This window comes from Adhaeribacter pallidiroseus (assembly GCF_003340495.1).
GTDB lineage: Bacteria > Bacteroidota > Bacteroidia > Cytophagales > Hymenobacteraceae > Adhaeribacter > Adhaeribacter pallidiroseus.
The window spans coordinates 399088-419767 of sequence record NZ_QASA01000001.1; the positions used below are offsets into that span (position 1 = coordinate 399088).

Below are 20680 nucleotides of genomic sequence, written 5' to 3' on the forward strand. Positions count from 1 at the left end.
TAGCCAATTTTATATATTTAATTTTATAAATATTTTTTAATTTAAAGTTTTACCTAGGTAGATTTAAAGGCATTTGCCTGAAAAAATTTATAATTAGAAAAGTAAAATTTAAGTAGTTGAAAGTGATTGATTTACCAGAAATGATTCAGTTGTTAATAGGTTAATTCGTTTCTATTGCTGGTTGAATTTTAAATTGGTATCGATTAAATCATTGAAATTTTTAAAATAATGTTCAGATTTATATAAATTTTTAACTTTTCAATTTAAAAAATCTTCTTGGCTTTAAACTTATTTCGGGTAAATAAAGGTTTTATTAAACCTGAATAAATCTAAAAAATGCAGTGTTATTTTAAAAATGCCCTAATTTTATATTTAATTGAAATTTAATAATAGTAAATTTTACATGTTTATTAAATTGTATTAATTTTATAAATATATTTATTTAAAACATAAATAATTAAATATCGTTAAAGCTTAAGATTCTATCAATATTAAACTTGTAAGTAAGCCAGATTATATATGCATACATTATTACTAGTCTTGTTATAGTAACAACTAGTTACCTAATTTATCCTAACACTTATTCCCGCGCTTTAAGCATCTCGTCACCTTGGCGTCTGAGTAGCTTTTGTTTTCATCTGCCTGAGTTATTTCAGGAGTAAATCTGATGCGTTTTATTTTAAATTTACTGTATCCAATTTTGTTTTTTAGTTTTTTAACACCCTGTGCAATTTAAGTTATTATGAAAAAAGAATGTACTCCCTATCAAAAGTTCGTAGAATTATCGAGTAGGAAGTGGTCTGTAACTCTGCTTCTCGCTTTTGTAGTTAGTATGCAGGCGCAAACCGCCGTATACGCTGACAAAGCGATTGAAAATTTAAAAAAGAATTTAAACTCCCCCGTTTTGAGCCATACTTTACTGGAGGGAGAAAGAGTGGTTAGCTTTACTTTGATAAATGCCGATACCGATCAGCCTATTCAAACCATTGCCAACGGCGCTACATTAAACCTCGCCACTTTACCTACTAAAAACCTGAATATTCAGGCTAATACCGAACCTACCATGGTTGGTAGTGTTGTTTTTAATTTAAGTGGTAAACAGGTATACAACAAAACGGAGACAGGCGCGCCCTACTCTTTATTTGGAGATATTCTGGGTGATTATAAACCTTGGGTGCCAGCAACCGGCAGTTACCAGTTAAAATGCACTCCTTATTCCGGTGCTTCCGGGTCCGGTGCGGTAGGAGCTGCCCTAACTATTTCTTTTAATGTGGTTAATCAAAGCACCACTACTAGCTTAGTAAGTAATATTAGGTCTTACACCGGTAACAGTTATTCCCAATCGAAATTAGTGGTAGGAGTGACTTTTTACACCGACCGGGATTATCAGATTACCTCTGTACCAGCTTCGTTAAACAATCAGGTTTTTATTAAAACGCCCAACGACGATAAATATAATACTGCTTCGCCAGCAGTTAGTTTTTCGGTGAACCAAAGTGTTACGGTTTACGTGGCTTACGATCCTTTGGCTACCCAGTTGCCAAACTGGATGAATGGCTGGCAAAAAACCGGCGAGCGTATCGGAATAAACGATCCCCGAATAAGCTATTTAGAGTTATACAGCAAGACCTACGTGGCCGGAACAGTTTCTTTGGGTGGTAATTTTGCTTCTCCAGCCATTGGTTCTAAAAACACCTATGTAGTAGTGGTAAAACCAGGAAGTACAGCCAATACGCATCCGTATGTTACTGCCGTTAGACCAGAGGATGGCGCTACCAACGTATCGCTGGATAAATCCATATCGGTTGACTTAATGTATCCGGGAGGCACTTCCATTGACGGTAGCACCGTTAATACAAGTACCGTGAAATTATATAGTGTTAGCTCTACCGGTACGAAAACCCAAATAAGCGGCACAGCGGTGAACTCTACCGCTGCCGGCGACGCGATAACTTTATCGGCGTCTCTTCGGCCAAATACCAACTACGAATTTCAAATTACGAGTGCGGTAAAAGACGATAACGGAAATACGATGATTCCCTTTACGTCACGGTTTAAAACTACCGGCACCACACCGGTATCGACTGGTGATTTAAGTGGCGTTTCTTTTACTGAAAAAACCTTAATAGATAATACATTCGGTTCTGATGGATTTACTTCTTTAGTAGTAGGGCCGGATCACCGCTTGTACGCCACCACCTCCGGCGGTAAAATTGAACGTTGGGATATTCGGTCGGACGGTACGATCACGAACCGGGTTACTATTGCTCCTTTTGGTACTAGCCGCCGGTTGTTAATAGGGCTTCAATTTGCGCCTAATGCTACTTCCAGTAGTTTAGTGGCCTGGATTAGTCATTCTTCGCCGGTATTTACCAACGCGCCTGATTGGTCGGGTAAAATATCACGCATAAATTTAAATAATCCATCGGCTCCTCAGGTAACCGATTACGTGGTTAACCTGCCGCGTTCGTACAAAGATCATTCAACCAATAGTTTAAAATTCGGACCTGATGGCGCTTTGTATTTTCCGCAGGGTAGTAACTCGGCCATGGGGGCCGCAGACGGCGCTTGGGGTTACCGTCCGGAAAGATTGTTGAACGGCGCCATATTACGCTTAGATATTACGAAAGCGCAGCAGCAAGGCTTACCGGTTAACGTAAAAACCCAGGATGGCGGAAATTATAATCCGTATGCTTCCAATGCTCCTTTAACGATTTATGCCAGCGGTGTGCGCAATGCGTATGATTTGGTGTGGCATTCTAACGGTGAATTATACGTGCCTACCAATGGCTCGGCAGCAGGCGGCAACACACCGGCTTTACCATACGGTACTAAGTGGTCGAATGGGCAAACTTATACCGGACCAACCGTTGCTGCTTTAAAAGACGTACGGGATACGCAAAGCGATTACTTATTTAGAGTGGTAAAAGGCGGCTATTATGGTCATCCTAATCCTTTACGCAACGAATACATCTTATTTGGCGGCAATCCAACCAGTGGCACAGATCCCGGAGAAGTAGTTTGGACCGAAAATGGGGTACAGCAAGGGTACAAAGTAGGTACCCCAAGTGAGCCCAACTACCGCGGTTTTATTTATGATTTTGGCTTAAATATTTCGGCTAATGGCGCCATCGAATACAAGAGTAATGCTTTTAATGGTAAGTTAAGAGGAAAAATGATGGTTTGCCGCTTTAGTGGTGGCGACGATATTATTATATTGGCTCCTGATGCAACTAACAAAAGTAAAATTACCGCTACCGAAGGTATAAAAGTACCTGGCTTGCGCCGGCCATTTGCTAATCCTTTAGATGTAATTGAAGATGTAAAAACCGGGAACCTATATGTATCAGAATACTACGATGGCAACGGCGACGGCAAACCGCGCATTACCTTATTAAAAGCCGATGTACCGGCTACTAACAGCACAATAGCCCAAAGAACCAGCGTAAGCAGTATAGTGGAAGAACCCGAGGAAATTGTATCGGGTTTAAAGGTAAGTGTTTACCCAAATCCAAATCCGGGAGATAACTTGCACGTAGCAGTTCAGAATTTTGCTCCGCAGGAACCGGTTACTCTTAGTTTAATTGATGTAGTGGGTACGGTAGTACACACCACCGCAGTACAAACCAATGAGTTAGGCAATGCCAACGCCGATGTTAACTTAAACCAAAAAATGCTGCGGGGTATTTATTTCCTGAAGGCTACCGGTGCAACTGGCAGCACGCAAACCAAGCTCATAATAGAATAAATACGAGAGTATTTTATTGAAGAACGGCCACTTTTGTGGCCGTTTTTTTTATTTTTAAATTTTTATATAAAACCAACGGCTTTAGAAAAAGAGTATGGTTTACCAGACCTTGGCTACGAAAACTAGGTACCAATAATCAAATTGTTCTTTTGCTCACGATTAAAACCAGAATTTATAGTTCATGTTAAAAGAAATACCAAGTATTTTACGTTTTCGTAGAAGCTGGTACATTTAATTATTTTAAAATCGTACAGCTGCATTTTTATAAGAAACATCCGGACACTTGTTTAAACCAAGATCAAAATTTAAAAAAATACGTCTGGTGCGTCAGAAGTATTTCAATATATTTATTTATCTAAGTCTTCCGCTGCAAATTCTTATTGTTCAGCTAATCTCGCTGCATCCACTGCTGGTAGAAAATTTTTATACCGGCAACTTATACAAAAAGCTGAGTCAGTTTTTGCGGTTTGTTTTTGGCAGTGTACCGGTGCCCATTGGTCAAATTTTATTTTACAGCTTGGTAACCGGTTTATTGGTGGCTATTATAAAACACGTAAAAAAGCGCGTGCAGCAACAAATAAGTTGGCGGGAGTTTTACCGAAGTAGTTTACTGGGAGTGGTTACTTTCTTGTCGCTGTTTTATTTTTTGTTTACCGGCATGTGGGCTCTCAATTACCATCGGCGGCCAATAGAAGAAATTGCGCACCTACCAAAAGATTCTGTGTCCACTAAAGAATTAGAAACTTTGTGCCGGCGGCTCATCCAGCTGACGAATGATAGCCGGCAACAAATTACTTTTAATCAACAACGGCCCGTGCGATTTTCTTTAACGAAACAACAGTTACTAGCACGGGCGCCGCGGGGCTTTGCGGTTGTAGCGAAGAATTTCCCCGAAATGACGTATACCTATCCGGCAGTTAAGTCGGTTTATGTGCCGCAAGTAATGTCGTTTTTTGGAGTGAGCGGTATTTATTTCCCGTTTACCGGCGAAGCCAACGTAAACATGCACCCACCCGATTATTTGCTGCCCGGTACTATTTGCCACGAAATGGCGCACCAAATCGGTTTTGCTTCCGAGGACGAAGCTAATTATGTGGCGTACTTAACGTGCCGGCTTAACCCGGAACCAGCCTTTCAGTATTCCGGAAACTACATGGCTATGAAATACGCCATGAACCGACTAAAAAAAGTAAAGCCTCGCGTATATAAAAATTTAGAACGGCTATACAGCGCCGGCGTAAAACAAGACTTAGCGGAAAACCGCCGTTATTGGGAGAAATTTCAAAATCCGGTCGAGGTGTTTAGCGGATATTTTTACGACTTATTTTTAAAAGCCAATGATCAGCGGGACGGCATAAAAAGTTACTCGAAAGTAGTGGAGTTACTAATGGGTGAGTTCCGCAAGAATCAATTAAATTATCCGGCTCAAACTACCTCCGGCGCATCTGAAATTTAAAAAAATGCCCGTTTCCTTTTACTAAACCAGCACCTTTTGTTTGGCGCGAACAATTTGGGCATACGTTTTTTTAGTTAGCTTGGCCTCCGTCCAGGATACGATATCGAACCAGAGGAGCAATTGATTTTCGTAAGGATGCTGGGTTGTTTCTTTTACATTCCGGAAGAATAACTCCAGGTATTTGGGGGAACGATTGTGAGCAATCCATTTTTTTAAAAATTGAATAGTCAACTTTTCGGTTTTGAATAGTTTCTCTTCGGCTTTTAACTTGCGTTCCACGGAGCGCAGTTCGTAGTGTAAATAATCATCGTTTTTTAATTCTACCTGAATAATTAACCGTAACAATCGGCACAACGAGTAAACCTGGTGCGAAATATAACGGCGGGGTTTATGCAAAACATAATTTACTTGGTGCAAAGCCGCACTAAATTGTTGTAATCCAAAATAAACTAAGGCCATTAATAAATGAATGGTTGCATCGGAGTTAGGCGGAATAATTTTTCCTTTAGTCGAAATATCTTTTTGATACGCCTGGATTAACGTTGCGGCTTGCGGATAGTCGCCTAAATCTAATAATAGCACTAACTGGTGCAGGTAAACTAAGTGTTGCAGAAAATACCCCAAGCTTTCGGAAGCAGGTTCTATTTTTTGTAAACTTTGAATAAAAAACGGCATTTCGGCGTATTGGCGCATGGAACGCAAATCGGTTAAAATGCCATTAATCAGGTAGATATAATATAACGGCGAATCGTGCAGTAAATGCGAATATTCCTGAAATAAGTGCAGCAACTGGTAGAAAAGCCGTAAACTCTCCGGATGGTTGCCGGTCATTAAAAAATAAGTAGACTGAAAGTGCAGGTGCAGCTTTTGCGATAAAACGGAATGGTAGTGCTTGTTGGAAATGATTTGAAATTCTTCGAGCAATAAATCGTCGAGTTTATTAATTTCTTGTTGGCTGCGGGCTAAACCACTGTGGAGGTACCGGTGCAGCAGCACTTCGTCGAGGGTAGAGTGGCGATTAATCCATTGTTCCTGGTGTAAAACCTGGTTCATTTTTTCCTGCTTGGCAATCAGGGCATTTTCATCGGTATCCGGAAACTCCAGTAAAGTTAAATACTGCAGTTCCAACCGGGCCAGAATTAAATAATAAGAAAATTTTTCGTGTTTCAGGGCTAGCTCCATGGCGCGTTCCAGTTCGCCGAAACACAGGTCCAATAAACCTTTGTTAAATAAAATTTTTATATCCTGGATGCGTTGCATCAACCGATTTTCAATAGACCTGTCTGATTCGTAACTGCGCAAGCTTTTCATTAACATCCGGTATAAATGCTTGCGAGCCGTATCAATAACTGCTGCCGGGTATTTCTGGCTAATGGATGCCATTACCGCGTCGGTGCTTTGTTCTTTTTCTAAAAGCTGATACAGGGCAAAATAAATTTTATCGCCGGTCTGTAAATCGCAGAACAATTTAAAATAGCGTTTCTCTGCTTTCGATAAAGATTGCACCAGGGTATGTAAAGCTTCAAAAGAAGTCATAGGATTAAGGTAGGGTATCAGTTTGCTAATAAAAAAATGAATTTTTTTAAAAAATATCAGACATGCACATGTAAATAACGCACTGATTTATACAAAGATATAGGTAGCCAGTAAAGCAATAGCAGCCGTTTTATTTTACTAAATGCACCGAAGTGGTTACCACTAGCAATGTCTAATATAGTAATTATTGGAGTGATAATGCGCTAGAAGAACAGTATAATTACCGATGCTCTACAAATTTTTAGTTCTATGAATCAGAAAATTCTAGTTATTGGGAGTGCGAATACCGACATGGTTATTAAAACCAAACATTTTCCGTTGCCCGGCGAAACTGTTTTGGGCGGCCGGTTTATGATGAACCCGGGCGGTAAAGGAGCTAACCAGGCCATTGCTGCGGCGCGTTTAGGAGGCCAGATCACCTTTATTACAAAAATTGGCCAAGATATTTTTGGTCGACAAGCGTTGCAACAATTTTTGAAAGAAGGGGTAGATGCCAGTTTTGTTATTTCTGATCCGGATAATCCTTCGGGAGTGGCTTTAATAACCGTAGACGAGAAAGGCGAAAACACCATTGTGGTGGCGCCAGGCTCTAACGGCACCCTGAACCCAGCAGACGTAGCTAAAGCCGAAACCGTTTTTAAGGAAGCGGAGATTATTCTGATGCAACTGGAAATACCGCTGGTTACCGTGCAATTTGCGGCCAACTTAGCGGCTCAGTATGGTAAAAAGGTAATTCTAAATCCGGCGCCCGCTGCCCCGTTACCCGATGATTTGTACCGGTGCTTAGCTATTCTTACCCCAAACCGGTCAGAAGCCGAAGCTTTATCCGGAGTGACCATTACTAATTTAGCAACGGCAGAACAAGCCGCTCGAAAACTATTGGAGAAAGGGATAAAGCACGTGGTAATTACCTTAGGTACCGAAGGGGCTTTTGTGTTTGATCAATCTATAGCTAAACTTATTCCGGTTACTCCGGTAGTAGCCGTAGATACCACCGCCGCCGGCGATGTTTTTAATGGCGCTTTAGCCGTGGCTTTATCCGAAGGTTTAGCACTCGACAAAGCCGTAGAATTTGCGAATCAGGCGGCTGCTATTTCAGTTACACGTATGGGCGCGCAAGCTTCCGCACCTTTCCGGAAAGAATTGCAAGGTTTAATCCTGAAATAGTATTTAAAGCTGGCATTGGGTTTTTTTATTTAAGAAGTAGCCCGGGTAGCAGGATTGGTGGGTAATAGTCCGCTTTCCACCGGTTTTTTTAAATTTTTTGTAATATCCAGCAAGCTTATTTACGATTAGGGGGCAACACCTGCTTATTGCCGGTTTAATTTCTGAAATCAACCTTACTAATTTTATAAAAGCATGTTCATTATTCAAAATTATTCTACGGCCGTTATTTTCTGTTTTATAACCATGCTGTGCTGGGGTTCCTGGGCCAATACCCAAAAACTGGCCGCCAGTACCTGGCGCTTCGAGTTATTTTACTGGGATTATGTATGGGGTATTTTGCTAATGGCGCTTTTGTTTGCCTTTACTTTGGGCAGTGTAGGAGCAGCGGGACGCAGTTTTTGGCCGGATATGGCGCAAGCCAGCGCCGCTAGTATGGGTTCAGCTGTATTGGGTGGAATTATTTTTAACGCGGCCAACATCTTACTAGGAGCCGCTATTGCCATTGCCGGTATGTCCGTGGCTTTTCCGGTAGGAATTGGAATTGCATTGGTGTGGGGCGTGTTGGTAAATTACATCGATAATCCCGTGGGCGATTCGTGGCGGTTGTTTGCGGGAGTGGCGCTGGTAGGGCTAGCTATCTTGTTAAATGCTTTTGCTTACCGCCGTACGGCTGCGCATACCCAAAGCGTTTCTTCCAAAGGATTAATTCTATCGATTGTGGCGGGCGTAGCTATGGGCTTTTTTTATAAATACGTAGCCGCTTCTATGTTTCCGGATTTTAGTCAACCCATGGCCGGTAAGCTAAGCCCTTATACCGCAGTAGTATTTTTTGCTTTGGGTATTTTGGGCAGTAACCTCTTATTTAACACCTTGCTCATGAAACAACCTTTTGTGGGTAATCCTGTAAGCTACGCCGATTATTTTAAGGGTAATTTCCGGAGCCATTTAACCGGTATATTGGGAGGAGCCATCTGGTGCGTGGGCATGTCGTGCAGTATCATCGCTTCAGGCAAAGCTGGGCCAGCTATCTCGTATGGCCTAGGCCAGGGGGCCACAGTAGTGGCGGCTATTTGGGGAATTTTTATCTGGCACGAGTTCAAGAATGCACCCAAAGGTACTGGCTTGGTTTTAAATAGTATGTTAGTTTGTTATTTAATAGGTTTAGGATTAATTATAGCGGCCCGTTAATTACCAGCCTAACTTTGTTTTTAAAAAGACAGACTGGAGAAAAGTAAAAATTTAAAAAAGTAAACTCTACCGCTTAATTAGTGCTAAGTAATAGGACAAAATTAAGTTGATAAAAACCTGAGTTTAAGTAATTGATTATTAATTTATTAACGATCGAACAACGAACAACTAAAAACGACCAACTACTTAGCTGCCAATAGTTATCTAAGATAAAGCATTAAAAAAGTAAAAAGCAGGCAAGCCAGTATTGCCTGCTGTTGCAGAGAAGAGGAGTATTGGTGTGGGGAGTGGCTGGAGCAAGAACACCGGCTGGTGTTGGGTTAGCAAAGAATAAGGGCCAGAGCAAAAAGCCATTCCCGAATGGTTTGCCCGCTTAGACTTAACCGGAGTGGCCGGGAGCATGGAGGCGGTTACCTGTCCCGAAATTTAGCCGACAGGGTACCGGCCAAAGCCAGCACTATCTACTAACCTTGAAGATGAACTAAATGCAGTAAAGACTAAAGCCGCACGGCCAAATGCCATGCTCCCGATAACATAGCCCTGCTATGCCAGATGGCTTTACAGTAACTGCACCAGCAACCAGTAAACAAAGTCTCAATAGCTAAAGAAAGTTAGCTGGCTGGAATATTATCCGCAATTTTGGCAAAATCTTGCCTCTTCATCCGGGTACCCTCATTAAGAATCAATTTATTAAAATTTTTTAAATTTTGTTCTTTATTTAGGCTTGCAAATGGGCCAGCATTAAATTAAACACTTCGGTTGGTGCAATGCTATTTTGGGGTAACAGATTTTTATTTTTAGTTATAAACAACGGGCCCTTTTCCGGCGATTCCGGTTCGCGGCCGTGCGAACCGCCTATTAGGGTGGCATCCAACGGAATTATATCCATCAGCATCCGGAAACCCAGTTTCTTCTTTAATACTTTAAAACCTACTTTCGGCATTAGCATTTTAATTTCCGGGTTCGTAAACATTTCTACCGGATCAAAGCCCGGTTTCTTATGGATATCAATCACCCGGGCAAAATCGGGTGCTTTGGCATCGTCGAGCCAGTAATAATAAGTAAACCACGCGTCTTTATCGGCAATGGCTACTAATTCTCCAGCCCGCTCGTGATCGAGGTGGTACGCTGCTTTTTCTTCCGGACCCAGTACTTTTTCTACCCCCGGTACGCTTTCTATTAATTTCCGGACTTCGGCGAGCTTAGCTAAATCGTTGACATAAATATGCGCTATTTGGTGGTCAGCTACGGCAAAAGCTTGGCAAGTGCCGGGGTCCAGCAGTTCCAAACCGCGTTCTTCCCGAATGGAAAGATAACCGTTCTGGCGCAGTACCCGGTTTAAATGCACCGGTTGGCTTACTTTATCAATGCCGTACTCCGATAAGATTATAACTTGTGCTCCCCGTTCTTCAAAATGCATGATTAACTCGCCAACCACCTGGTCGATCTCTTGTAAGTCTTTGGCTACAGTGGTATGGTCGGGGCCGTATCGCTGGGAATTATAATCCAGGTGAGGCAAATAAACCAGCGTTAGTGTAGGGTCATATAATTTGTCGGTTTCTACGGCTGCTTGGGCCAACCAACGGCTGGCATTTATAGTGGTTCTAGGACCCCAGTACTCAAACAACGGGAAAGTACCAAGTTTTTGTGTCAACTGATCCCGCAAGTTCATCGGATAAGTGTAGCAGTCGGGCATTTTACGGCCATCGGCCAAATATTGCGGCCGGGGAGTTACGGTATAGTCGGCGGTGGAGTTCATGGCAAACCACCAGTTAATGTTGGCGCAGGTAAACGTAGGGTCCAGTTCGCGGGCTTTTTCCCAGATTTTAGGCGCCTGCACTAATTTATTAGACTGGTGCCAGTTCCGCACTTCGCAAACATCCCGGAAATACCACCCATTCGCTACAATACCGTGTTCGCTGGGCCATTTGCCGGTAATATAAGTAGATTGCACCGAACAAGTTACCGCCGGTAATACATGACCCACGGTGGCCAGTTTCGCATCTTCTAACCATTTTTTTAAAAAAGGAGTGTTCTGGCCAATAGCGGCCGGCGTTAATCCTACTATATCCAATACTACCGTTTTGCGCATGTTATTCGTATTAAGTAGCAAGACACCGGTATCCAGATAAGGGAGATAGGTGTCTTGGTTAATAAATTAATTATAGTTGATTGGTTTATTGCCGTTGTAAGATATTGCCTTTTACAGCTTAGCACCATTGTTTTATTTTAAAAAAAATTTAATTAAAGCTTTGCCGGCAATTGGCTTAATACCCAGGAAAGCTCGCGTTCAATAGAAGCCCCTAATTCCTGTTTTAATTCTGGCGGTAGAACTCCCCAAGTATACGTTTCTACTTCCAGGTGTTTGGTAACCGGGTTATCGGGTAATAATTGTAACGTTCGGATGATTTCGTCCTGCGTAGATTGTAGTTGGTTAAACCGATCTACAAAAATAGGTACGTGAAAATGCGTGCGCCATTCGGTAGCTTCCGCATCCTGAATATGTTCCAGGGCCGGGGGCAAATCCGGGTATTGCTCCAAAGAGCCATCGGCCTTTTTTACTAAAACCTGATGCAAGTACGTCGATTCTACAAAAGGCTGAAAAGCTTTCTTGATTTCTTCGCGCTGAGAAGTATCTGGGTTTAATTTTGCCTTAAGGGCCGCACTGACCTGAATCTTCCCCACCCGAATGTCGGCTTCGGCTAACTGATCAAAAACCGTTTGTGGTTCTTCGTAGGCGAGCGCAAAATGGCAAACATCGTAACATAATTGAATATGCGTTTTAACGATATCCTCGGCCTGCTCCGGCGATAAACCCAACTGGATTCCTAAGTAATCGGTAGCGGCGGGTATTAAACGACTTTTGTAGTAATCTAAAAATTCAGCGGCATTTTCGAGTAAACCATCCGGTTCCGGTTCAATATCAATATGGATGGTTTTGCCGGTATTGCTTTGTAAAAGATACAAACTTTCTACCAACATGGCCAGGTGTTTCGTGCTCTGGTCAAACACGTGTTCCGTTACATTTAGATCGTGTTGTAACCAGGGTTTGTACGACAAAGGCGAAGTAGAAATGCCGCCTTCCAGGCCTTCCGGCAGTAACTGGGCCAGTATTTGACTCAAGCGTTGCGTATATTCTAAGCGGGCCGTGGTAGTCCAGTCGGGTTGGTGCACATTATCTTTAACTACCTGCCCGTGAAAGCCGCCAAACGGAAAGCCGTTCATGGTAAATACATACAGACCATTGTGAGCGAGCCAATTTTTAAATTTTGTTAAGTGATCTTGCTCCAGAATATCCTTACTGGCTTGGTCGGATAGCCGTAAGCCGATGCCAAATGGTTTATCCGGGGACAAGTGCGCTTTAATGGGTAAAACATAGGTTTGCAGGCTTTCGAAAACTTCGTCCCAGGTTTCGCCGGGATGGATGTTGGTACAATAAGTCAGGTGATAGCCTTGGCCGATATTCATGAAAGTAGCTTTGTTTTAAAAGTAGTAGACCGGAAAGTTAACGGGATTGGAGTAGAATAAGATATATTTTTAATAGATATTTCCAGCTATTACATTCTCCAGGAAAATGAAAAATTTAAAAATTGGTTTTAAAGTTTGGAAATAATGGCTGAGCAGCGGCTTTTACTTTGGTTTTTCACCCTTCCGCCCTCCGGGCACCTTCCCTAAAAACAGGGAAGGAGAGGCCGTTTTTTACATTTACCAAGTGCCATTTACCATTTACCTGGTAATGAGAATTGTTAGACAATATCATTCGTGTAATCCGATTAATCCGCGCAATTCCGCGATTTAGGATTTATTTCTCCGGAAACCCCGGATTTTAGTGGGTTTCTTCTCTTCGAAAGGTCGGCCCGTACGCTTATCGATTACGCCTTCGTGTAAGTGTTGTTTTTTGTCGTGGAAGGCGCCTTTAAAGTCAGGGTCGGTGCGGCGTTTTTGTTTATCTACTTCCAAGGCCATTTCCTGGCTTTCGGCAAACTTTGTTTTAGCTACTTCTACTTCCGGCGGGAGTGAGGCTTCCGGAATCTGCATTTTTATAATTTTTTCAATTTCCCGCACGTGATGGATTTCGGCTTCGGTAGCAAAAGTAATAGAAGCTCCTTCCTGCTCAGCCCGACCGGTACGGCCAATGCGGTGCACGTAATCCTCGTAAATCATCGGCACATCAAAATTTATAACGTGACTCACGGCGGTAATATCAATGCCCCGCGAAGCAACATCGGTGGCAATTAAAAAACGAACTTCGCCGCTCCGGAAAGCTTCCATGGCGTTAATGCGCATGTTTTGGCCTTTATTGCCGTGGATAACCCGCACCGTGCCGCGGGCACTGTCGTTTACAAATTCGGCCACTACTTCCGCGTTCTTTTTACTGCGCGTAAAAATAATCACGCGGGTAAAAATCTCCTCATTACGAAATAAGTAATGCAGCATATTTAACTTAGTCTGGAGATTGGGAATTTGATACAGCATCTGCGATACAGTCTCCACTGGAGTAGCGGCGGGCGTTACTTCTACCTTCACCGGGAACTCCAGAAACTCTTCGGATAGCTTCTCAATGCGCGCGTGCATGGTAGCCGAAAACAACAAGTTCTGGCGCTTGCGCGGAATTACTTCCAGAATGCTGCGGATTTGCGGCATAAAGCCCATATCCATCATTTTATCAGCTTCGTCGAGCACCAACGTTTTCAATTCTTTTAAAATTAAATCGCCTTTCATGTAAATTTCCATTAACCGGCCCGGCGTAGCCACCAAAATATCAATTCCTTTTTTTATTTCCTCTATCTGGGTTTTGGGGCCAACGCCGCCGTATATAGCCAGAAACCGAAGATCGGTGTACTTAGCCAATAGCCGGATACTTTCTTCAATTTGCATGGCCAGTTCGCGGGTAGGAGAGAGAATTACTGCCCGCGGGTGGGTGCCTTGCGCGTATTTAACTTTCATGAGAAGCGGAAGTACGTAAGCGGCCGTTTTACCCGTACCGGTTTGCGCTATGCCCATTACGTCGTGTCCGGCGGTAATCAAGGGGATAGTTTGCTGTTGCACCGGCGTAGGTACGGTATAACCTGCATCGGCTACGGCGTTTAGTAACTGCCGGTTAAGTTTAAAATCGTCGAAGGTAATAGTCGGCCCGTTTTCTTTCTCTTCCATTTTAGTAAATTTTAGCGCAAAGGTACAGTTTTCTCGTACAATGATTTTTCTTCTTACGAAAGGCCGTTTAGATTAATCAATAAACCCGTTAAATTTTAAAAATTTCACCCTGCTAAACCATTTAGACTGGGTTTAAGTAATTGGGCAGTATAAAATAAGCACACTTATATATTAATCAAGAAACTCTAAACGCGTTTCTTGATTAATATATAAGTGTTATTTAGTCTTGATACTAGTATCTTGCTACTTGTGTCTATTTACTTAACTTCGCCGCATGAAAACCTTTCTGATTAAAAATGCGCAGCTTGTAAACGAAGGTCAGATTTATCAGGCCGATGTGTTTGTGAAATACGGTCGGATTGCCCAAATAGCCACCGAAATAAACGAGACCGCCGATGAACTTATAGATGCTACCGGCCAGTATTTACTACCCGGCGTAATCGACGACCAGGTACATTTCCGGGACCCGGGCTTAACGCATAAAGCCGATATCTATACCGAATCGCGGGCGGCTGTGGCGGGTGGCGTTACATCATTTATGGAAATGCCCAACACAGTACCCAATGCCATTACGCAGGAGTTACTGGAAGAAAAATACGCTTTAGCTGCCGAAAAATCGCTGGCCAACTATTCTTTTTTTATGGGGGCCACCAACGATAACCTGTCCGAAGTGTTACTGACCAACCCCAACACCGTTTGCGGGATCAAAATATTTATGGGTTCGTCCACGGGTAATATGCTCGTAGATGAACAAACCACCCTGGAGCAAATTTTTGAAAAAGCCCAATTATTGATTGCCGTACACTGCGAAGACGAGCAAACCATCCGGGATAACCTGACTTTGTACGAAGAAAAGTACGGCGAGGCCATTCCGATCCAGTGCCATCCGGAAATAAGGAGCGAAGCGGCTTGTTTTAAATCGTCTTACCTGGCTACGAAACTGGCCCAGAAGTACGGAACGCGTTTGCATATTCTGCATATTTCCACGGAAGAAGAACTGGCATTATTTCAAAACGATGTTCCCTTAGCCGAGAAAAAAATTACCGCCGAAGTGTGCGTGCATCATTTGTATTTTGATAAAGCGGATTACGACACTTTAGGTACACAAATAAAATGCAACCCGGCCATAAAAGAAGCTCGTCACAAAAAAGCATTATTGGAAGGTTTACTGGATAATCGCCTGGATATTATTGCCACCGACCATGCCCCGCACACCTGGGACGAAAAGCAAAATATTTACAAAAAATCACCTTCGGGGGTGCCTTTGGTGCAGCACTCTTTACAAACCATGCTGGAGTTTTACCGCGCCGGCCAAATAAGTTTAGAGCGTATAGTAGAAAAAATGAGCCACGCGCCGGCCATTTGTTTTCAGGTACGGCACCGGGGCTTTATCCGGGAAGGTTATTTTGCCGATTTAGTGCTGGTAGATTTAAATCAAACGCAAACGGTAAGCAAAGAGAACATTTATTATAAATGCCAATGGTCGCCGTTTGAAGGCAAAACGTTTCATTCTACCATCACGCACAGCTTTGTTTCGGGGCATTTGGCTTTTGCTAATGGTCAGTTTAACGAGGCAAAATGGGGAGAACGCCTGTTGTTCGACCGGTAAAATTTAAAAAAAATGCGGGAAGTATTGAATAATTAAGGAAACTGCCTTACATTTGCAGACCAATTAAAAACGGTGGTTGTAGCTCAGTCGGTTAGAGCACCAGATTGTGATTCTGGGGGTCGCGGGTTCGAGCCCCGTCTCCCACCCCAAAGGCTTCTGAGAAATCGGAAGCCTTTTTTATTGCCTTTCTTTTTCTGAGTTGCTTTTTTAATTTTTTAAAAATCTACAAGCCTCTGATGGCTGATACAGCATTATTACGGGCAATGCAAGTATTTTAGAGAAGGCAAGCACTTAGAAGAAAGGAATACAAATTATTCAAAAGCCGGAGAAGGTTGATCGGGTTCTACAGATTGAAAGGTAATAATGCGGTGTCTAACCAAATTAATAAACTGCAAAAAAGGTGGGTAGCTGCCCGAAAACCAGAATACGTAATCGTCGGAGGTGGTACTTATTTGCAGGCTTAATTTGCCTCTCCAACCAATAAAAAAACTCGTAGCGCCCACCAGTAAAATTAATATTCCGGGCAACGGCGAAATGAAATTACTCAGAACGGCTATCAGGGAAAGGGTAAGCGTAAACCCACCCGCCAAGTAGTAGAATAAAAGCCGAATATGGCTTAGTTGAATGTTTTCGATTTGGTTTAAAGGCAGCAAATACCGGCGGCCTTGGTGCTTAATTTCCAGATTTTCGGTGGTTAATAGCAGGCAATTGTTAGAGTAACCTTTTTCCGGGTAAAATTCTTCGCTGAAGAGATCCAACTGTACTTTAAATTTAAAAAATAGACGCTGCCGTAAATTAAATTTATTTTACGGCAGCGTTTTAGGTTTCATAACAGGCTAAATACGTTTTAATTCACGGATAACAGTTCTACATCAAAAATTAGCGCAGCGTTTGGGCCAATATCGCCACCGGCGCCCCGGGTGCCATAAGCCAGATTGGACGGAATAAACAGCCGCCACTTATCACCTTCTTTCATTTTTTGCAAGGCTTCCGTCCAGCCGGCAATTACACCGTTTACCGGGAAGGTAGCCGGTTCGCCGCGCTCGTACGATGAGTCGAAAACAGTGCCGTCCAGCAAAGTACCGTGGTAATGCGTAGTTACCGAATCATTTTTAGAAGGTGATTTACCAGAGCCTTCATTTAGTACCTGGTACTGTAAACCGCTGGGTAAGGCCACCACTCCGGCTTTGTTTTTATTTTCCGCTAAAAAAGCGGCTCCTTCTTGCTGGTTTATTTCACCTTGCCGGCCATCTCCTGCGTTTTGGCGGCTGGCCATTAATTGTTGTAACTCCATCATGGCCGATTGGGCCTCATCGGGGCTAAGTTGCGATTTTTGACCGGCAGTAGCTTCTTTAAATCCCAGTAAAAATATTTCCGGGTCTATTGCTAAACCTTGTTTCTGGAAGTTGGCAGCCATATCGCGGCCAATAATATAACTGACTTTCTCTTTATTGTTTTGTAAACTCATAATTTTTAAAATAAGCATGTGCCCGATTTAATACGTTTAATCCGGCAGATTGATACTGCAAAACTATTCTTTTCCATTTAATCCCGGCTTTTTGCCAGAATAAATGTCGTAAAAATACGGATAGAACTAAGTTGCTAAATTCAAAATTTCTGGTATAAAGACGTATTTTTTAAATTTTTACTGTTCTTCTGAAATTATTATTGAAGTTTCACTAACATTTTACCTTGTAAACCAGTAAAAAAATTATTTAAGCTTGTAATTAATCAATCGATTGATTAACTTTGCAGCAGAGTTACTAAAGAAGTAAAATTTTGAAGCAAGATAAGAAAGATTATATCCTGGAGGTGGCCGAAAGAGTATTTGGGGAGTTAGGATACGAAGGAGCTTCTACCCGCCACTTAGCTACCGAAGCCGGAGTAAATATGGCCATGCTTAATTATTATTTCGGATCTAAAGATGGGTTATTAAAAGCAGTGCTGGAACGGCGCATAAATTTTTTGCGGCAAGCCTTACTGGCTATAAAAGAAAAACCAATTTCTTCCTGGGAGAAACTAATGCAAGCCGTTGATATTTACTTGGAGCGCGTATTAGTTAACAGCGGGTTTCACCGGTTAATTCAACGCGAACTTTCTTTGAACCAACGCCCGGAAATTATTCAAACCATAACCGACCAGGTACTGCAGAATATAAATGCCTTAAAAGCAATCATTCAGGAAGGAATTGATAACGATTCTTTTCGAGCAGTAGACGTGGAAATGTTGATTGCCAGCATTTTAGGCACAAAATACTATATCTCCAACTCGTCGCATATTTCTTCGCAACTGTTACAAGTAGACCTAAATGGTCCGGACTTAACGGAAAAATTAAAGCCCCGCATTAAACATTTTCTACAAGATTTTTTACAAGCTTACTTATTAAAAAAATGAAGTTAAAATTTCTCTGTTTGCCCGAGTGGAAACAAGCTTTCTGGTACCGCCGGCTGGTAGTGATAATCCTATTAAGTGGATACGCTTTGGTAGCGCCTGCCCAAAATGCTCAAGTAATTTCTTTATCCCAAGCAGTTGACTTAGGCGTGCGCAACAGCAAAAATTTAAAATTAGCGCAGTCCAGAATAGATCAGGCTATTTCGCGGTACAACCAGGCTCAAGATAGTCGGCTACCGACCGGTAGCGTGAGTTACACGTACAATCATGCCGAAATTCTGACGAACAAGTTACAATTAACGCCCGAAGCAGATCCGTTTTATTTACCCAAACACGCCGATGCCGCTATTGGTACCGCTGGTTTACAGGAAATTATTTTTGCGGGTAATAAACTACGCTACGCCCGCGAAAGTACCCAAGTCCTCACCGATATCGCCCGTTTGGATGCGGAAAAAGACCAAGAAGAAATTGTTTACAATATTACCAATGCTTATTATAACTTATACAAGCTGCAGCAAAGTAAGAAAGTAGTTGACCAAAATCTGCAAGCCATTGACCGGCAAATAAAGCAAGCACAACGGTTCTTCGAACAAGGTATTGTTACCCGAAATGATGTGCTGCGCTTTCAGTTGCAACGCAGCAATGTAGAGCTTTCGGCGGTAGATTTAGAAACAAACCGCAAGATTGTAGTTTACAACTTAAATATTTTGTTGGGCTTGCCCGAAAACACGGATTTGCAAACCGAACAATTGCCTGCTTATAATAGGCAAACGCCGGCCTTAAATACCTTTATGGAATCGGCTTTGGCCAACCGTCAGGAACTAAAATCCTTGGCTTTAAACGGTCAGATGGCCGAATTAAATATTAAATCTTTAAAAGCGGATGTGCAGCCAACGGTGTTGGTCGGAGCGAATGCGTATTACTTAAATCTAAAAGGGCCGTTTTTACCAAAAGCCAACAGTTTTTTAACTCCTTTAACCGCCAGTGCTACCATTGCCTGGAACTTTGATAACCTGTGGCTAAACAAAAATAAAGTGAGCGAAGCCCGGATTCAGAAAACGCAAACAGATATCAGCCGGGATTTGGTTACCGACCAGGTGAAAACCGAAGTAAACCAGAATTACCAAAACTACGCGAAAGCCCTGGAACGCATCCGGATTCTGGAAACTGCCATTGTTCAGGCGCAGGAAAATGACCGTACCACGGCCTCGCAGTACCAGAATAAAGTAGCCACGGCTACCGAACGGGTAGATGCCCAAACCGAATTGTTTCAGGCCCAAATTAACTTAGAACTGGCCCGCGCCGACGCCGAAATCGCTTATTATACCTTATTAAAATCAACCGGAAAAATCTCGCAAAAATAATGGAAGTCATGGAGACAGTAGTAATCGAAAAAAAGAAGAAGAAAAAATCAAATAAAGTTATCCCGATCATTTTGGGATTAGTGCTTTTGGGCGGGGCTATTTTCGGCATCCGGGAGTACTTATACTTTAGCAAACACGTGGATACCGACGATGCCCAGATTGATGGCGATATTAGTCCGGTAGTAGCCCGGGTGGGTGGGTACGTGGAAGAAATTAATTTTGAAGAAAACCAACCGGTAAAGCAAGGTCAGGTGGTTGTAAAGTTAGATGACCGGGATTTACGCATTCGGTTAGAACAAGCCGAAGCTGCCCGCCGGGGTACCAGCGCGAATATCAACGTATCGCAGGCGCAGATTACCGCCACTGCCGCTAACCTTACCAGTGCTAAAGCCAATATTCAAGCGGCTCAGGCCCGACTCTGGAAAGCAACCCAAGATTATAAGCGTTACGCCAACTTAATACAAGATGGTTCTATCACCCAGCAGCAGTTCGACCAGGCCGTTGCCGAACGCGATGCTTCGGCGGCAAACCTGGAAGCTGCCCAAGGACAATACCAGGCTGCCAGCCAGCAGGTAGGTACCACGCGTTCGCAGTTAGCCGCCACCTCTACGGGCATCGATCAGCGGCAAGCCGATATTGATTTTGCGAAACTGCAACTTTCTTACGCGCAGGTTACCGCGCCTGCTTCGGGGATTGCTTCTAAAAAGAATGTGCAGAAAGGCCAGTTAGTACAACCCGGACAAAGCTTATTTTCGATTGTGAACGAGAATAGTTTATTCGTTACGGCTAATTTTAAAGAAACCCAACTTGAGAAATTGCGCTCTGGCCAAAAAGTAAACATTGAGGTAGATGCTTTTCCGGAAGAAAAAGTAATGGGCGAAATTTATAATTTTTCGCCGGCTACCGGCGCTAAATTTTCGTTATTACCGCCCGATAATGCTACTGGTAACTTCGTGAAAGTAGTGCAGCGGGTGCCCGTTAAAATTAAAATAAATACCCGTAAAGAAATCATGGATCAATTACGGCCCGGTATGAGCGTGCGGGTTTCGGTTATTACGCAGGAATAA

The 20680-nt window shown here is 42.8% G+C and carries 14 protein-coding genes and 1 tRNA gene; 9 read left to right on the forward strand and 6 right to left on the reverse strand.

Going from position 1 to position 20680, the window contains the following annotated elements; genetic code table 11:
• Nucleotides 1–742: 742 nt before the first annotated feature.
• Nucleotides 743–3748, forward strand: a complete 3006-nt coding sequence (locus AHMF7616_RS01575) for an Ig-like domain-containing protein (protein WP_115371296.1) — start codon at nucleotides 743–745, stop codon at nucleotides 3746–3748.
• 322 nt (nucleotides 3749–4070) lie between these two features.
• Nucleotides 4071–5204: a DUF3810 domain-containing protein gene (locus AHMF7616_RS01580; protein WP_158546068.1), complete on the forward strand. Its 1134-nt coding sequence runs from the start codon at nucleotides 4071–4073 to the stop codon at nucleotides 5202–5204.
• 21 nt (nucleotides 5205–5225) lie between these two features.
• On the opposite strand, the gene AHMF7616_RS01585 is transcribed toward AHMF7616_RS01580, so the two are convergent.
• The gene (locus AHMF7616_RS01585; protein ID WP_115371298.1) at nucleotides 5226–6740 is read right to left on the reverse strand and encodes a hypothetical protein; all 1515 of its coding nucleotides are present in this window, start codon (nucleotides 6738–6740) and stop codon (nucleotides 5226–5228) included.
• Between the two features lie 249 nt (nucleotides 6741–6989).
• Here AHMF7616_RS01585 and rbsK point away from each other — a divergent pair, with 249 nt between their 5' ends.
• Both rbsK and AHMF7616_RS01595 read left to right on the forward strand, forming a co-directional pair.
• Entirely contained in the window at nucleotides 6990–7907 is a 918-nt protein-coding gene (gene rbsK, locus AHMF7616_RS01590; protein WP_115371299.1) for a ribokinase, read from the forward strand.
• A 192-nt stretch (nucleotides 7908–8099) separates the two neighbouring features.
• Nucleotides 8100–9095 (forward strand): GRP family sugar transporter, encoded by a 996-nt coding sequence (locus AHMF7616_RS01595; RefSeq protein WP_115371300.1) that lies wholly within the window; start codon nucleotides 8100–8102, stop codon nucleotides 9093–9095.
• Nucleotides 9096–9813: 718 nt separating this feature from the next.
• Here the strand turns inward: AHMF7616_RS01595 and AHMF7616_RS01600 are convergent.
• From AHMF7616_RS01600 to AHMF7616_RS01610, 3 genes are all read right to left on the reverse strand, one after another.
• Nucleotides 9814–11187: an alkaline phosphatase family protein gene (locus AHMF7616_RS01600; protein ID WP_115371301.1), complete on the reverse strand. Its 1374-nt coding sequence runs from the start codon at nucleotides 11185–11187 to the stop codon at nucleotides 9814–9816.
• 152 nt (nucleotides 11188–11339) lie between these two features.
• The gene (eboE, locus tag AHMF7616_RS01605; RefSeq protein WP_115371302.1) at nucleotides 11340–12563 is read right to left on the reverse strand and encodes a metabolite traffic protein EboE; all 1224 of its coding nucleotides are present in this window, start codon (nucleotides 12561–12563) and stop codon (nucleotides 11340–11342) included.
• 327 nt (nucleotides 12564–12890) lie between these two features.
• The gene (locus AHMF7616_RS01610; RefSeq protein ID WP_115371303.1) at nucleotides 12891–14249 is read right to left on the reverse strand and encodes a DEAD/DEAH box helicase; all 1359 of its coding nucleotides are present in this window, start codon (nucleotides 14247–14249) and stop codon (nucleotides 12891–12893) included.
• Between the two features lie 274 nt (nucleotides 14250–14523).
• On the opposite strand from AHMF7616_RS01610, the gene AHMF7616_RS01615 reads away from it, so the two are divergent.
• Nucleotides 14524–15858: a dihydroorotase gene (locus AHMF7616_RS01615; RefSeq protein WP_115371304.1), complete on the forward strand. Its 1335-nt coding sequence runs from the start codon at nucleotides 14524–14526 to the stop codon at nucleotides 15856–15858.
• Between the two features lie 72 nt (nucleotides 15859–15930).
• Nucleotides 15931–16007, forward strand: a tRNA-His gene (locus tag AHMF7616_RS01620).
• Between the two features lie 162 nt (nucleotides 16008–16169).
• On the opposite strand, the gene AHMF7616_RS01625 is transcribed toward AHMF7616_RS01620, so the two are convergent.
• Both AHMF7616_RS01625 and AHMF7616_RS01630 read right to left on the reverse strand, forming a co-directional pair.
• The gene (locus AHMF7616_RS01625; protein ID WP_115371305.1) at nucleotides 16170–16616 is read right to left on the reverse strand and encodes a hypothetical protein; all 447 of its coding nucleotides are present in this window, start codon (nucleotides 16614–16616) and stop codon (nucleotides 16170–16172) included.
• An 89-nt stretch (nucleotides 16617–16705) separates the two neighbouring features.
• On the reverse strand, nucleotides 16706–17326 hold the full coding sequence (locus tag AHMF7616_RS01630; protein WP_115375411.1) for a BamJ family beta-barrel-assembly machinery protein: 621 nt from the start codon (nucleotides 17324–17326) through the stop codon (nucleotides 16706–16708).
• Between the two features lie 311 nt (nucleotides 17327–17637).
• Between AHMF7616_RS01630 and AHMF7616_RS01635 the strand changes: the two genes are divergently transcribed.
• The 3 genes from AHMF7616_RS01635 to AHMF7616_RS01645 are packed head-to-tail and all read left to right on the forward strand — an operon-like array spanning nucleotide 17638 to nucleotide 20680.
• Complete coding sequence (locus AHMF7616_RS01635; RefSeq protein ID WP_158546069.1) at nucleotides 17638–18252, forward strand: TetR/AcrR family transcriptional regulator; 615 nt, start codon at nucleotides 17638–17640, stop codon at nucleotides 18250–18252.
• Entirely contained in the window at nucleotides 18249–19613 is a 1365-nt protein-coding gene (locus AHMF7616_RS01640) for a TolC family protein (RefSeq protein ID WP_115371307.1), read from the forward strand. The genes AHMF7616_RS01635 and AHMF7616_RS01640 overlap by 4 nt, the downstream gene beginning before the upstream one ends.
• An 8-nt stretch (nucleotides 19614–19621) precedes the next feature.
• Entirely contained in the window at nucleotides 19622–20680 is a 1059-nt protein-coding gene (locus AHMF7616_RS01645; RefSeq protein ID WP_115375412.1) for an HlyD family secretion protein, read from the forward strand.